Source organism: Mesomycoplasma ovipneumoniae ATCC 29419, assembly GCF_028885435.1.
GTDB lineage: Bacteria > Bacillota_I > Bacilli_A > Mycoplasmatales > Metamycoplasmataceae > Mesomycoplasma > Mesomycoplasma ovipneumoniae.
On sequence record NZ_CP118522.1, the window covers coordinates 205,900 to 221,673 of the forward strand.

Below are 15,774 nucleotides of genomic sequence, written 5' to 3' on the forward strand. Positions count from 1 at the left end.
CCTTTCAATTTTTAGATTGCAAAACTCAAATTATGCTATAAATTTATAGGATAATTTGAGTTTTTTTGCCAATAAGCAAATCTTGGTTTTTGATTTATATCATTTTCAATTTTGAATTCAGGAAAATTTTTTTTGAAAAAATTGACACTATCTTTGTCAATTTCAAAAAAAATTCAACCTTTATCATTCAGAAAATTATCAATTTGATCCATTATTTTTTGATAAAATGAAAAAGGCTCCGGTTCAGAAAATAATGCAGACTCAGGTTCGAAATTAATAACTGACTCATCAAGTTTTTGCCTTCTAAGATAGGGAGGATTTGAGACAATAATGTCAAATTTTTGGCCACTAATATTGCTAAAAAGGTCAGATTTTACAACACTTACATCTAAATTGTTGTATTTTGCGTTTAATTTTGTTTGCAAAATTGCCTCATCACTAATATCAACCAAAGTAATTTTTGCACCACTAAATTTGGCAAGAGCAAGGCCAATAAATCCTGAACCACAACACAAATCAAGAACAAAACTGTCTTTTTTAATTACTTTTTTTACTTTTTGCAGTAATTCTTGTGTTTCATAACGGGGAATAAAAACTTTTTGATCCAAAAAAATTCGAACATTTTCCATTTCGATAAATCCAATGATTTTTTGGACTGGATAGTTCATTTCTAACTTTAAAAGTTCAAGTTTGGAAACTTCTAAGGGCAAATTATAACGTTGTTTTTCCTTTAAAAGTTCCAATTTTCGACTATTTATCTCCATAGCTTTGCAAGATTAACTCGGCTCTTTCTTGAGATAATAAGGCTTCAATTATTGGATTTAGACTTCCTTGGATGACCGGTTTTAATGAACAAGAAAATCCTATTCGGTGGTCGGTGAGGCGGTCTTGAGGGTAGTTATAAGTTCTAATTTTTTCAGAACGAGCCCCTGATCCGGCAAGTTTACGAAAATTAGCTTGTGTTTCAAGTCTTTTTTGAACTTCCAAGTTATAAATTTTTGACCTCAAAATTCCCATGGCAATTTCTTTGTTACCAATTTGGGATCGCTCATCTTGCGAAGTGACGACAATTCCGGTGGGAATATGGGTAATTCTAACGGCCGAATCGGTTGTATTTACAGACTGACCACCAGCCCCTGAAGAGCGATAAGTGTCAATTTTAAGATCTGAAGGGTTAATTTCGACTTCAATTTTGCTGTCAATTTTTGGCATCACGGTAACTGTAGCAGTTGAGGTGTGAATTCTGCCCATTGTTTCAGTTTCAGGAACTCGTTGAACACGGTGGACACCTGATTCAAATTTAAGTTTTGAGTATATATTTTGACCAGAAATTTGGAAAAAAATCTGTGAAAAACCGCCAGCAAGTGCAAGTGATGAGCTAAGAACTTTAACTTTTGCCCTTTGGGAATCAGCTCATTTTTGGTACATGCGAAAAAGATCACCAACAAAAATATTAGCCTCATCACCCCCAGCAGCCCCGCGGATTTCAACAATTACGTCTTTATCGTCATTTTCGTCTTTTGGAAGCATTAAAATTAAGAGCTTTTCTTCGAGTGCTTCAATATTTTTATTGGCAGTTGCAATTTCTGATTTTGCTAACTGTTGTAATTCAGGGTCTTTTTCTTGACTAAGAAGTATTTTTGCATCTTCAAGTGTTTGCTGATTTTTTAAAAGTAAATCAAAAGTCAAAGAAATTTCTTCAATTGAAGAAATTTCTTTTGCGATTTCTAAATATTTTTTTTGATTATTAATTACTTCATCAGTTAGTAAAAGCTGACTTAAGTCTTGATATTTTTTGTGAATTTTTTCTAAAGAGTCTAAAAATTTTTTTTCCATTGTTAGTCCACCTACGTTTTTATTTTTAAAATTTTAATTTTTTTATAAATTTTAAAAATAAAAGTTAAACATCGGCGGTTGCTTGAGGATTTTGATTGCTAGAAAATTTAAGCCAACGTGCTGAGTGAGCTAGTCTTTCAATTTGGACTGGATCCTCAAAGGAAAAAACTTTGTCTGAAGTTTTGTCCAAATCAGTTTGAATGTCTTTTGTCTGAGCAAGTCATTTTGCTAAAACTGTTGGATTATTGTCAACTTTTACACCAATTGGGTCAAATTGGCCAATTCCTTTAACAAGTTGACTTCTCCCTGGAGTTGTCTGCGGGAAATATCCACCCCAAAAAATACCGATAACTTGGTTATATTCATTTACAACGAGCGAACCAGACATTCCGCGCCCACCACGAAGTCCAGGAAGTGAAATTGAAGTTGCCCCTTGAAAAGGTTTAAGTGAATTATCTTGTTTGAACTGATTGTCTTTTTTTAGCTCGTCAACTGTAACAAATGAATTTTTATCGTCAGTAATTCAGTCAAATCCACCTAAAAAGCCACCTAAATAAGCATGCAATGGTAAAGCTGATTCAATTTTTGAGGTCTTTAGTTGGCTACCTTTTGTAAAGGTAGGGAGAAATTTATTTGTTACTAAAACATCAAGTGGAGCCTCATTGTAATGTCGAACAGCATCAGGAATATTTTTTATGTATTGATCCACGCCAAACAAGTCAGTATCTAAAAAGGGAATGCCAATATTAAATGGATTTTTTATCTGTTCATCATCAGGAAAAGTTACTTCAATTATTGCAATATCACGAAATTTTCCTCTGTCGGGCATATCTAGGCCAATTGGATTAATTTTTAAATTATTTCAGAATTTTTTTGACTCAGAGTTTATATACTGAAATCCTTCAGGGGGTAAAAAATCTCTGTTTCCTTCAGTTTTTGAAATTCGATCAAAACGACGGAATAAATTAGTATCATCAAAACTAATGTCATCTAACTTTTGCAAATTTCCATCAAGTAAATAAGAAAATGAATAAATTTGATCCGGTTTGTTAATTAAATCTGAAACAACATGCAGATTTGTGGCAAGATAATAAGTGTTAGTAGGTAAAAATTTTCCTGAATTTTCAGGGTCAGGTTTTAATTTTCGATCAAAAACTCAAGCTGTTCCTGAGGTAATTCGGGTTGTATTTGAATTAGTTCTTGGGTCAAAAGCATTTGAACGTAACTGAATTACCATTGATCTTGAACGCAATGAGTCATTAATTATATTTTTTCCAAGAACTTTTGCACCAAAATCTTCAATAATATTTTTACTTTCGTTAGTGTTGGTAAATTTTACGTTAATTCTGTAAAAGTCTTCAACTGAATTACCAAAGTGAAATGAAACTCCTGACTCATCGATTTTAAAATCAGCTAATCTACCATAACTATAATTTAATTTTTCAAAATTACTTAATTCTGCAGTATTTTTAAAAAGTGTCGGTTCTGATAGTGTTTTTTTGACTGCTTGACCAAAAAGTGGCCATAAAAGTGCATCACTTGAAGAGTTTAAACTTTGTGAAATATTTTTTAGTTTTTCTGAAATATTTGCTGTAGTAGGTAATTTATATCAAGAATCAATAAAGTTAAAATTGATTTGACTTGTAAATTCGCTTGATGCAAATATCTTATCATATGAGTTAAACCCTTCAACTTTAATAATTTGACCAGGACTTGTTGGACCTGAAGTTAAGTCGTTTTCTTTTGGACTTAAAATTAGGTAAAAATCACCATTTTGATCATTTGAAAGTGAGGGAACTTTTTTGATGTGATACATTGTGTGATTTAAATCAGCAAAATCGATATATTTAGATAATTCCTCACCTGAATTTTCAGAGGAATTTATTAAAAAAGATGGCAAAAAGTTAGAATACTCATCTTTAAGTTTAAAACTTTTAATTTCAGTTAATTTTTTTAGATTTTGTCTTGGCTTAATATTGAGTTTTACAATTTTTGAAACAAAATTATGGTATGAATCATGATAAATTGACAGAACAACATCGACATTGCCAGTTTGGGAATCATATGAGTCTTTTAAAATTGTTGCTTTTAAATAATAAAAATTTTTAACCTTTAAACGGTAAGGATTTTTGGCAATATCTTGAATGTTTGGGACTCCTTGTTGTTGACCTGGAACATCAAATTGATCTGAATTTCTAAGCTTAGTTATGTCAATTTTTTCAAAATTTGATGGTAAATTTATATATTCCCAAATATCTGAGTCAGATTTTAATGAGTCAATATCAAAAGTTTCTTGATTTTTTAATTCTAAAGTATCTATTTTTTCAAAAGCGGTTTGAATTCTTTCTTTATAAGCATAAATTCCGGTTTGATCAGTTTCAAAGCCGTTAACAACAAACTCTTTTGATTGAACCAAAGTTTGTGTGTCTTTATTATAAGAGTCAACCTTAACTTTAATTGAACCGTAAAAATCATTAGCAGAATTTGTAACTGGGGTAATTTTTAAGTCAAATTTTGCATTTAAGTCAAAATTATCAACACCTGGGATAAAAGTTCAAAGAATTGCTGAATCTAAAAATGAACTTCTCCTATTTAACATGCGGTGAGTTATTCCATTCAAATTATCATCTAAATCTAAGGTTGAATACTGTTTTAAAAAATCAGATGCCTTAAGTCTGCTACCTAAAGCAACTTTACCTGAAATTATTGAATCTAAAGGGTTCTTTAGATTCAGTTCTTGATCTCAAGGGTTTGATTGGCCAATTTCAAGTGTTCGCTTGAGAATTCCATTGACCGCACCAAGCGGTGTGCAAGAAGCGATAAAAAATGTAGTTGAAATTCCAACTAGCGGGAGAATTTTAATTAGTATTTTTTTCAAAGATTTATTTTGTTTTTTTGCCATGATTGATATAATTATATTATAATTATCTTTAAAACAATAAATTTTAAAAACTTTTTACGGCTCATTGGTGGAATGGTAGACACGGCAGACTCAAAACCTGCTGCAGCAATGCGTATCGGTTCGAGTCCGATATGAGCCACCAAATATAGTATACCTCATCATATTATAAATTTAATTATAAATAATTTAAAGAAAAGCACTCTGATTTGGAGTGCTTTTCTTTAAATTTGAACTGTTAAATTCAACCCTTTGTCTTAATTTTTGCTATTAAACTGCAAAACTCAGAAAAAATAACTATCAAAACAAAAACACTAAATTTTAAATCTAACACTCGTGAAAGAAAAATCTATTTATTAATCAAATAAAGCAAACTAAAAAAGCTATAATTTTACTTAAAAAGCAAAATTATGAAATTTTTAACTACTTTTTTAGTTTAAAACACTAACAAAAATAATAAAAAAATACAACTACTATTTAAGCTTAATGCAAATAGAAAACTCATTTTATTTAATTGAGCCTAAAAAAATATGTGAAGTTTTGAAAGAGCCATAATCAAAAGCCCCAAATTTATAGATTTCTAAACGGTTAAATTTAAGGCATTCCATCATATTTAAAAACATAATGGAAAAGTCGCACTATCTTATTTTTTTATGACAAAAAATATAATAATTCCCTCCCTTAATTCAATATCAAAATTTATTAATTCATTCTTAGTGATGTTTATTATAACATAATTTTTTCTTAGGCCAAGCATTTTTTTTTTTTTTTTGTAAAAGCTTAAATTTAAAATAATAAAAATTAAGATTTTACCGTAAAAAACCGGATTTACCGGTATTTTTGCCATCAAACTGGTGAGCCAAGAATTAAAAAGAATTTAAAGAAAAGCACTCCGATTTGGAGTGCTTTTCTTTAAATTTTAAGTGTGTGACTTTGAAAACTAAAGATTTTTCATAGCGTCTTTGTAAATAGTATCGACAATTTCGACTGATTTTGCGAATTTTTCTTTTTCTTTATCATTGAGTGTAATTTCAATGATTTTTTCAATACCATTTGCACCAAGGACCGCTGGAACTCCAATATTTACGCCATCAAAGCCGTACTGACCACGTAAATTCGCACCGACAATTAGAATATTCTTTGTGTCTTGGATAATGTTGCTTACAATTCGCGCTAATGCAGCACCAATTCCGTAAAATGTTGCTCTTTTTCTGTTAATTATTTCATAAGCACGACGTGAAACTGGATATTCAAGCTCTGTTTCGTAATTTGAGCTGTTAATTCCGGTTAGTTCTGAAAAATGACAGAAGCATTCACCTGCAATTTTAATATTAGAATATGCAACAAAAGATGAATCACCATGCTCACCCATTACGTAAGCCTGAACTGAATTTGGGGCGATTTTTAATCTTTTTGCAATTTCAAATTGAAGTCTTGCAGTATCAAGAATTGTTCCTGATCCAATAACTTTTTGGTCAGAAAATCCTGAAGCATCACGGTAAGCGCGAGTAATAACATCAACAGGGTTTGAGGCAATAACAGTAATTCCGCTAAAGCCGCTTTCTTTAACTTTAAAAGCAATATCACGGATAATTCGAATATTATCTGCAACTAATTGAAGTCGAGTTTCACCTGGTTTTTGAGGTCTTCCTGCTGTAATTAAAATAAAATCTGCATCTTTTAGGTCGCTATACTCATAACGGCGAACTGAAAAAGGACGCAAAAGTGAAGCGGAGGCATCCTCAAAATCAAATGCATTTCCTTCTGCAAAATCAGGGTTTATATCGATAATTCCGTATTCAGATGCAAGACCTTGATTCATTGCTGCATAAAGAAATGAATTTCCAACATTTCCTGCGCCGATTAGAGCGATTTTGATTGGCTTCATATTGTATCTCCTAGTTTTTTTATAATGGTTATAACAAAAATATTAAATATTAATGTTACGTCTAAAATTTTAATACATTTTTGAATAAAAAACAAGCAAAAATATACTTTTGCTTGCTTTTTACAAATTAATTGAAAAAAATGAAATTTTTTTTAATATTAAATACGTTCAATATCTGAGAGTTTACGGATTTTTAAGAGTTTCTTATAGTTTGGATGAGGCTCTTTTATAAAGGCAAGACCGATTGCAGAAGCAAGTGAAAATCCAATAATTACAATATAAGCACCTAAGGCATATCCATCAACATTTTCGGCACTAACTGCTGTTTTTAGATCTACCCCTGGAGGCGTATTAATTAATGAAGTTATTATTGTTGCTACTGTAAAGGCAGCATACCCTAGTCCTCAAATAAGACCAAATTGGAATCCAACTCTTTTAGGATTTGCGCCTGGATATTCGTGAGGTAAATTAAGAATTACACCTTGAATACCTCAGAGACAAATTCCCATGAAAAGACCTAAAATTAAAAATAATCAAGTTCAACCATCTTTGTAAGTTTCTGCACTTAGAGGGTCTTTTCCTACTTTTGTAACAAAAACAACGGTAGCAAGAACATAAAAAAGAACACCAAGGGAAATAACTGTTGTTATATATTTACGTCTTTGAAGTTTATATTTTGAAAATAGTCCGACTGTAAATGGGCCAACAAACATTCCTGATAAGAAAACAATTAGGAAAACTGAGATTTTTTGGTTAAAAGTATTGGCACTATCACCAATTAGACGAGCAAAAATTGGCTTAGAAAATGTAAAGGGGAAAACAACCGCAATAAGTCATGAACCATAAACAATTGTTCAATATCAAGTATCTTTTTGTTTAAAAAAGCTTGTTAAAGTTAGCTTTTCTTGTTTAGCTTGATTTGCTAAAGCTGAAGGATACAGGTCAAATTTTGCTCCTAAAATTATGTAACCAATTAAAGGAATAAGTGTTAAAAGTCCAATTACTAGGAAAATTGTTTGTCAATGTGAACGAACAGAAGCTTGAATTACATCATTCAATATAAAAGGAATAAGTGTAATTATTGTTCCAATTGGGTAAAAAAACGGTGAAAACTGTGAAATTACCGCTTTTTGACGTGGATTTAAGTAATTTGAAACAACTGGTTGAATTAAAACAATTTGCATTGTTCCACCAATTGCAAAAATAGTTCTTAAAATTATAAACCCTGCATAAGTTGGTGAATAAGGCGCTGCTATTCCAAAAAGCATTAAAACGAGCGACAATACTACAGTATATTTATGCGAAATTTTTACAATAAATCAACCAACTAGAATCGATCCAATTCCACGACCGATTGTAATTCCTCAGTTAACTGCTTGATTAACCACAGTTCCAGGCGCAGCACTAGCATCTGGAAAAAAATGTCCTAAATATCCACTTACACCAGCTTTTCCGTTGAGTCCAGCTGATGCAAATCCTCAATTTATGACAAAAATCATATAAGCAAAAACAATTAACGCTCACAGAATTAGGCCGGTGCTGAAAGTTAATTTTTTTTCTTTTATGTTTTTTGAAGCAAATTTTAAAATAAAATTATCATTCATATAATTTAGTTCCTAAATTTTAAAAATGTGTACAGAGTTAATAACTCTGCTTAAAATTATATAGTAAAAATTTAAAAAAATATCAAACTGGAACATTTTGTTTAAAAAATTTAAAAAAATTTCAGTATTTCCCGTGTTTCCCAGTTTGATGAGGTAATCTTAAAAAAGTGTCTGGTTTTTAGGCACTTTTTTAACTTAAAAAGCAAAATTACAAAATATTTAAATTACCCTTTTTTAGTCTAAACACTGGCAAAAATCAATTTATGGACTAAATAACTAAAATCATAAAAAAAATACAACTACTATTTAAACTCAATGTAAAAAGAAAACTCGTTTTTACTTACATCGAGCCTAAAAAAACATATGAAGTTTTGAAAGAACAATAACCAAAAGCCCTAAATTTTAAGATTTCTAAACGGGTAAATTTAAGGCATTTCATTATATTTAAAAACATAATGGATAATTCGCACTATCTAATTTTATTAGACAAAAAACATAACTAATTCCCCCTAATTCAATATCAAAATTTATTAATTTATTCTTAGTGAGACTTATTATAACATAATTTTATTTTAAACCAAACATTTTTTTTTTTTTTTTTTGCAACAAGTTAATCTTAAAATATAAAAATTAAGATTTTAGCCAAAAAACCCGGATTTACCGGTATTTTTGCATGCTTATATTCACTAAAAAGCCAATTTCGCCATAAAACTGGGGAATTCAGGAAAAATTTAAAAAAATTTCAGACTTTAATTTAAGACTAAAAACAAAAAGCAAAGATTTTTTAACAGTCTTAATTAGACTATCAAAAAATCTTTGCTGAATTTAAAACTAGTGTAAAAATACTCAACTAAAAAAGCAAAAAATTAATTAAAAAGTGAAAATTTAATTAATTTTTGTTGCATCAAAACGGTCTGTTGTTTGTAAGATTTTAGTTGCTGAATACCAAAAACTAACGTTTGCTTTTGCAATTTCTTCTAAAATCGCATTTTTTTCAATTATGTAAATAATTGTTTCAACTCTTCATTGTTTTTGACCGGTGTATCCAGAAACACCTTCTCAAATATTATATGAGTGCCAATATTTTATTGATTTAAGATGTTCAACAATTTTATCTGGGTGATTAGTGTAAATTTTTAAAAGAATTTTTCCGTATTTTGGATAAATTCGGCTGACAATTGACGAACTTACAATTAAATAAATAAAAACAGCCGCTAATTTTTGACCCAAAAGTTGACCATCAACTTGTGAAGGTTCAAAAAAATAAAGGATAACAATTGAAAAAAGCCCAAAAAATATCGAAATACTAAACATTATTTTGCCAATAGGTTTGCGATATTTTAGCGCAATATAATAAGTTATATAATCAGTTCCTCCACAAGAACCACCGAATTTTCAAGCCATTCCGATAGATCAACCAGACAAAATGGCACCAATAATTGTATAATAGAAAATAGTCCAAGAACCTTGTTGACCTGTAATTAAAATATTGTTAATTAAAAATGTTCTTATTGGGGTGTCAAGAGAAAAAACCTGGTTTCAAACGATTTGAAAAAAAAGTCAAATGAAAGTAAGATAGCTAAAACTTTTGTTCGAGACTTTAACAAGAATAAAAATTATTAAAGGAATATTAATAACAAAGTAAATTATTGCAAAACTTCAGCCAATACTTACCTGATATTGAGAATTAATTATTATTATAGTAAGTGCTGGAATTGCTGAGACACCTGTTGGGACAGTTTTTGCAACTCCTAAGAAAAAAATGACCCCTAATGTAAAAAATAATGCCGAAATAGCCATCATTGTGATTGAAAGGGTTCGTCTTTTCCAGAAATTTTTCAGGTTTATTTTGCTTTGATTATGATTAAAAATTTCACGTTCTGCACGTAAAACAAGTTGATTTTTTAAACATTTAGCTAAATTATGGTTTTTCTGATTAGAACAAGAACAATGTCCGTTGCTTGATTTGTTAGATTGTCGAGAAGACATAGTGTTTTTTTACCTTTTCAAAGATTAAAAAGACCACTAAACACAATACTTCTCGATATGGCTGCTATATTTCTATCCTGACCAGGTTACAAGGTTATTATTTTAGTGGCACTAACATTATATCACTTTTTATTTTTTTTCTGAAATAAAAAGTTGAAAAAATTTTTTTAATTTATAATTATTTTTAAATATACAAAAAATTATTTTAAATACATATTTAAATACAGAAAAAATCGCGAAGGAGAAGTAAAATGTCTAATTCAATTTGACCATACCCTTTTATAATGAATCAAAGTCCATACAACAAAATTAATATTGTTTTTTGTCACGGTTTTAACTCAAGTCATAAAGTTTTTGGCGGTGTAATTGACTCAATTAGCAAAGAAATTGGCGTAAATTTTTATGCCTACACACTTCCAGGAAATAATTTAACTCCCGCAAAAGACGAACAACTTTATGTAGATTATTATGCAGATTTGACAGTTGAATTTATTAAAAAATTAAACCTTAAAAACGTTGTTTTAGTCGGCCACTCAATGGGAGGCGGATATGGAGCTTTGGTTTATAAAAGAATTCCTGAATTAATTTCAAAAATGGTTTTCATTGGCCCTATGAATAAAGCTAATTTGCCACTGAAAGATTTATTTTACGAAAAATTCTTCCCAAAAACACCTGAAGAAATGCTAGAATTTTTGCCAATTTATGAATATGATAAAGAAAAATATAAAGATCCTAAATATTTAGAATGAGCAAAAGCCACCTTTAATTACGAATATTTTAATAATTACTATATTGTAACTCTCAGCAAAAATTTACTAAAAAATAATATGATGGATCAAATTGAGGACGGAATTAAATCAATAAAATGTCCAACACTTCTTGTTTTAGGTGAAAAAGATGGAATTGTTCTACAACAAGAAACTAAATCATATTTTGAAAGTCTAATTCCACACGTCCAAACCGAAATCATCCCAAAAACTGGTCACTTAATTTATACAGAAAATCCTGAATATTTCAACAGAATTTTTATTGATTTCCTAAAAAAATAGTTAATTTTTAGTTTTTCAGTTCAAATTCTTAAATAAAAAAAGGTGAAAATCACCTTTTTTTATTTAACTGTTTTTAAATTATTGCAAACTTTTTTCCACTAAAAGTTGTAATTTTGCATTTAATTTTTTAGCGGCTTTAGAAGTTTTTAGTCTTCGTGCTTCTCGCCTTTTTTGCATTTGAAGTTTTCTAATTTTACGCATTTTATACCTTTTCTAAATTAATTTTGATTAATTTTGTTAATTTTTTGAGCTAATTCACCTATTCTTTCAACTGAGGTTGACACTACTTTGGTTATATCGTGAGCTTGAATTTTTCCATCTAAATAACCAATTGCAAGTCCTGATTTACCTTCATCAATTAACTCAATTGCTTTAATTGCCATCTTAGTTGCTAATATTCGATCAAATGCCGAAGGTCTTCCGCCTCTTTGAATATGCCCAACTTCAAAAGCTCTTGTTGTTATATTAGTTAATTTTTCAATTTGAGCAGCAAATTCTTTTAAATTTGGTAAAACATACTCTAAAACTGTAATAATAACGCTCGGCTTACCTTTTTTAAATTGTTCAAGAACAATTTTTGATGCTTCTTCTGCGCTTAGAGGATTTGTGTTAGTAATAACAAGTTCACTTCCGGTTGCAATTGTTGAATACAAAGCTAAATCTGGACAATGACGACCCATTACTTCAACAACAAAACAACGTCGATGGGAATTAGCAGTATCTCTTAATTTATCAACACTTTCTACAATTGTATTTAAAGCTGAATCAAATCCAATTGTATAATCAGTAAATTGAATATCATTATCAATTGTTCCTGGTAGAGCGATTACTTTGATTCCTTGCAAATGAAGTTTATAACCACCTTTGTAAGTTCCATCTCCACCGATAACAATTAAAGAAGAAATACCCATATCTGTTAAGATTTTTGCGGCTTTTTTTTGAATTTCTTCGTCTTTAAATTCCGGAAAACGGGTAGAACCAATTGCTGTGCCACCAAAACTAGAGATACCGTTATACGGAAATTCAGAGGCTGATATAATATTTTTATTTAAAATTCCAAGGTAGCCTTCTAAAATTAAATATGGTTCAAATCCTGAATTAAGTGCGGACTTAACAAGAGCACTTATAGCAGAATTCATTCCTGGTGAGTCACCACCAGAAGTTAAAATTGCTATTTTTTTTGACATTTTAAGCCTTTTTTAATGAAAAATTATAAAAAACGTTGGACAAATAAATTTGAAATGGTACGCCCTAGAGGATTTGAACCTCTGACCCAATGATTAAAAGTCATTTGCTCTACCTGCTGAGCTAAGGGCGCTTTTGGTGCTCGAAACTGGACTCGAACCAGCACGGGATTACTCCCAAGGGATTTTAAGTCCCTTGTGTCTACCATTCCACCACTCGAGCACTAATGGTTTGTTCAGTTATCAGTTAAAAGCATATAACATTATATCATAAAAAAAAGAAAAAAAGTTTTTTTTTAATATTTTTTTAATTTGCCTAACCTACAACCAAATTAAAATCAATTATATTTGGATTTTTTCCCAAAAAAAGTAAAAAAATCGCTTTTTTCACTGTTTTAAAAAAATATAGATAAAAACAGTAAATATAAATTATAATGCATAAACTCAAAAAAAATATTAAAATTTTCTTTTTTTTCAAATTAACCTGGATTTTGCCGGTTTTTTTGTTTGCAAGTTGCTTTAAAATTAATATAAACTCAATTCATTCACAAAACAAGGGGAAAATAAAAAGTAGCACAGATAAATTAAAACCGTTTGTTTTTGAAACAATTATGAAAGGATTGCCAAAAAATCAGGAAAAACCAAGGACAAAATTTAGCGGAATTTTAGATCAAAGCAAAATTGAAGAGCTAAAAATTGGCCAAATTGAGGAAAAAGACTATTTTGGTCTTGAAGAAATTCTAGTTCAATTTTTTAATACATATTATAGTAACATCGATTTTAGCCAAAAAAAGGTTCTTTTTCTTAATTTAAAAGAAAAAATTAAAAATATTGACCTAAGTTTAAATCTTGGCGCAAATGATGATGGCCAATATTTTGATGAAAATTTTGGAACTATTGATATAACAGACTTAAACATTAATAATTTAGATGATAAAAAATTTTACCAAGAACAAATAAACATATATAAATCAAAAAGTTTAGATGAATTTTTAAAAAATAAGGAAAAACACCTTTTTATCGAAGAAAAACTAATAGCCAAAAAAAGACAGTGAAACCCGGTAATTAAATTAATTTTGCACATAAATTTTGCTAGATTTTACCTACATTTTATTAAATTAAGTCAAGAACTTACAAGAAATATTATTATTTCAATCATTAATTTTGCTATAAAATTAGATGACTCAAAAAAGGAAGAAAATAAAATAAGTCAGCAAATTAAAGAACTTTTTGAACAAAAAGAAAACTTAAAAACCAAATCTGAAAAAGAAGACAAAAATAAACCTGAAAAGAGTGATTTTTCCGCTTTAGTTCAAAAAATTGACCAAGAAATTCAAGCCCTTAAAGAAAAACTAAAAACTGTTAAAGAAAATAATTTTTTAACTTTAAAGTCATTAGCCAATGAAATTAATCAATTTTTGAAAGAGTTTTTTGACCCTAAAATTCACTATTCGATGAATTCTGACTATGTTTTTCTAAATGAACCCAAACTTTATATAAATAACCAGTTAGCTTATGCCAAATTTTTCCAATTTTTTACAGAAAATTTAAAAAATAAATACGATGAATTCGGGATAGAATCACCTTTTTTAATTATGGGGCAAGACAAGACAAATTTAGTGAAAAAATATTTTTTGCCATTGATTCAAGAGTAAAAAACCTTTAAATTTATAGAACTTTTTGAAAAATATGATATAATATTATCCAACTTCAAGAAGGGAAAAATATGGCAACAGGAACGCTTGGAAAGAACAAGTCTCAGAAAATCACCTTTTTTGGCGCTCTTTTAATCGTCCTTGGCGCAAGTATTGGTGCGGGAATCTTTTTTAAATCCAAGGCTGTTATTGAAAATTCAGGTTATAATCTTGGACTTGCAATTGGAAGTTGAGTTTTTGCTTGTTTTGCAATTGTTGCGATGGCAATTGCATTAATTGAAATTTCATCTGCAACAAAAAAATCAAATTTATCTGTCATTATTTGAAATAAACTCTTTAATTCTGAGAGTTTTTTTCAAATTTCGAAAAATTTCATAATTTATTTATATTTACCCTTTACTTATTTTGTTCTGCCTGTTTATTTTATGCAAATTTTGCAAGATGCAATTGCAGCTTTTGGCCTTGAATCATCTAGTGATTGAAATATGAAATTTGACTGAGTTATTGTTTTGGTTGTTTCAATTGCTATTGTTATTTACTTTTTTATAATTAGTCTAAACACAAAAGTTGCTGAATTTCACAATAAAATTATTTTAATTGCAAAATTTATCCCTATTTTTGTGACAGTTATTGTCGGATTTATTCTATATTTTCAAGGTGGTTCGAACAAACTTCTTTCTCAACCTGAATTTGCAAGTGTTGAAAAAATAAAAACTGAAGGAGTTTCAATTTCCTCAAGTTTGCCTGGCGTTGGAGTTTTAATTTCAATGGCTGGAATATTTTTTTCATATGAAGGATTTTTTACTGCCGCTGGTTTGCAATCAGAAATGAAGGAGCCTAAAAAAACACCAATTGCTATTCTTTTAGGAATCGGAATCACCACAATAATATATCTTTTTATTGCAATTGCAACTTCAATTGTTGGCGATGGTTCAATTTCGTCATTTATTAATATTGCAAAAAATGAATTAAAATGGCATCCACTTACAATTAAATTAATTTTAGGAACAACTTTTTTACTAATTGGAATTAGTCTTCTTGGAATTATCAATGTTTTTACATTGTGAGGTCCGCGGGCACTTGAGGAATTAATTCACAAAAACGAGTTTTTTTTGCTCAAAAGGTGAAAAAAATATGTAAATTTAAATAAACCTGTTGTTTCAACTTATTTTTTAATTATTTTTTCAGTCTTGGCTCTAATTATTTTTACACTTATTGGTGTTTTTGGCTTTGATGATCAAGAATATGGAACTTATGGTCAAAAATTAAATAATTTATATTCATTTGCTGATATTACTGGAAATTGATCGGCTTTGATTAGTTTTTTACTGATTGCTGCTGCCATTTATGGTTGCATTAAAAATCGAAAAACAAAAAAAATTGCTATCGAAAAACAAAAATACTTCCTGTTTTTTGGTTATATTTCCGTAATTTGCATTTCATTAATTTTATTATTTGCAGTTGTTGTGCCAATTGTCGATCTTTTTACAATTTTGATTTATCAACCTGAGATTGAAAATTTTAACTTAATTCTAAAAACTAGAGTTACAAAAGTTATTGTTCTTATTTTATTTATAATTGTTCCTGTTTTTCCGGTATTTTGAGCCTATTTAACAAAAAAAATAAAAAAAACTGTTAAAAAAAGCAAATTATAAATATAATATAAGAAA

At 29.3% G+C, this 15,774-nt stretch carries 11 protein-coding genes, 3 tRNA genes and 1 other RNA gene; 4 read left to right on the plus strand and 11 right to left on the minus strand.

Annotation, left to right across the window (positions count from 1 at the left end):
- Positions 1-35 precede the first annotated feature (35 nt).
- The 3 genes from PWA39_RS00870 to PWA39_RS00880 all read right to left on the minus strand — a co-directional run bounded on the left by PWA39_RS00870 (position 36) and on the right by PWA39_RS00880 (position 4,738).
- Complete coding sequence (locus tag PWA39_RS00870; protein ID WP_069099545.1) at positions 36-764, minus strand: peptide chain release factor N(5)-glutamine methyltransferase; 729 nt, start codon at positions 762-764, stop codon at positions 36-38.
- Positions 751-1,836 (minus strand): peptide chain release factor 1, encoded by a 1,086-nt coding sequence (gene prfA, locus PWA39_RS00875; RefSeq protein ID WP_069099540.1) that lies wholly within the window; start codon positions 1,834-1,836, stop codon positions 751-753. Before prfA ends, PWA39_RS00870 begins: the two co-directional genes overlap by 14 nt.
- A 64-nt stretch (positions 1,837-1,900) precedes the next feature.
- Entirely contained in the window at positions 1,901-4,738 is a 2,838-nt protein-coding gene (locus PWA39_RS00880) for a DUF31 family putative serine protease (RefSeq protein WP_069099539.1), read from the minus strand.
- A gap of 58 nt (positions 4,739-4,796) precedes the next feature.
- On the opposite strand from PWA39_RS00880, the gene PWA39_RS00885 reads away from it, so the two are divergent.
- A tRNA-Leu gene (locus PWA39_RS00885) sits at positions 4,797-4,880 on the plus strand.
- Positions 4,881-5,675: 795 nt separating this feature from the next.
- Here the strand turns inward: PWA39_RS00885 and PWA39_RS00890 are convergent.
- From PWA39_RS00890 to ffs, 4 genes are all read right to left on the minus strand, one after another.
- Positions 5,676-6,623, minus strand: a complete 948-nt coding sequence (locus PWA39_RS00890; RefSeq protein ID WP_069099538.1) for an L-lactate dehydrogenase — start codon at positions 6,621-6,623, stop codon at positions 5,676-5,678.
- A gap of 158 nt (positions 6,624-6,781) precedes the next feature.
- Entirely contained in the window at positions 6,782-8,227 is a 1,446-nt protein-coding gene (locus PWA39_RS00895; RefSeq protein ID WP_069099537.1) for a hexose phosphate transporter, read from the minus strand.
- 885 nt (positions 8,228-9,112) lie between these two features.
- The gene (locus PWA39_RS00900; protein WP_069099536.1) at positions 9,113-10,216 is read right to left on the minus strand and encodes a YitT family protein; all 1,104 of its coding nucleotides are present in this window, start codon (positions 10,214-10,216) and stop codon (positions 9,113-9,115) included.
- Positions 10,217-10,235: 19 nt separating this feature from the next.
- Positions 10,236-10,333, minus strand: an RNA gene (ffs, locus tag PWA39_RS00905) — signal recognition particle sRNA small type.
- A 134-nt stretch (positions 10,334-10,467) separates the two neighbouring features.
- Between ffs and PWA39_RS00910 the strand changes: the two genes are divergently transcribed.
- The gene (locus PWA39_RS00910; protein ID WP_069099535.1) at positions 10,468-11,265 is read left to right on the plus strand and encodes an alpha/beta fold hydrolase; all 798 of its coding nucleotides are present in this window, start codon (positions 10,468-10,470) and stop codon (positions 11,263-11,265) included.
- 78 nt (positions 11,266-11,343) lie between these two features.
- Here PWA39_RS00910 and PWA39_RS00915 read toward each other — a convergent pair whose 3' ends face one another.
- From PWA39_RS00915 to PWA39_RS00930, 4 genes are all read right to left on the minus strand, one after another.
- Complete coding sequence (locus PWA39_RS00915; protein ID WP_258825113.1) at positions 11,344-11,466, minus strand: hypothetical protein; 123 nt, start codon at positions 11,464-11,466, stop codon at positions 11,344-11,346.
- A gap of 17 nt (positions 11,467-11,483) precedes the next feature.
- Entirely contained in the window at positions 11,484-12,452 is a 969-nt protein-coding gene (pfkA, locus tag PWA39_RS00920; protein WP_069099534.1) for a 6-phosphofructokinase, read from the minus strand.
- Between the two features lie 55 nt (positions 12,453-12,507).
- Positions 12,508-12,583: transfer RNA gene (locus tag PWA39_RS00925), tRNA-Lys, on the minus strand.
- Positions 12,584-12,586: 3 nt separating this feature from the next.
- Positions 12,587-12,672, minus strand: a tRNA-Leu gene (locus PWA39_RS00930).
- 268 nt (positions 12,673-12,940) lie between these two features.
- Between PWA39_RS00930 and PWA39_RS00935 the strand changes: the two genes are divergently transcribed.
- Both PWA39_RS00935 and PWA39_RS00940 read left to right on the plus strand, forming a co-directional pair.
- Complete coding sequence (locus PWA39_RS00935; RefSeq protein WP_274827471.1) at positions 12,941-14,104, plus strand: hypothetical protein; 1,164 nt, start codon at positions 12,941-12,943, stop codon at positions 14,102-14,104.
- 71 nt (positions 14,105-14,175) lie between these two features.
- The gene (locus PWA39_RS00940; protein WP_069099533.1) at positions 14,176-15,759 is read left to right on the plus strand and encodes an amino acid permease; all 1,584 of its coding nucleotides are present in this window, start codon (positions 14,176-14,178) and stop codon (positions 15,757-15,759) included.
- The last annotated feature ends 15 nt before the right edge of the window (positions 15,760-15,774 follow it).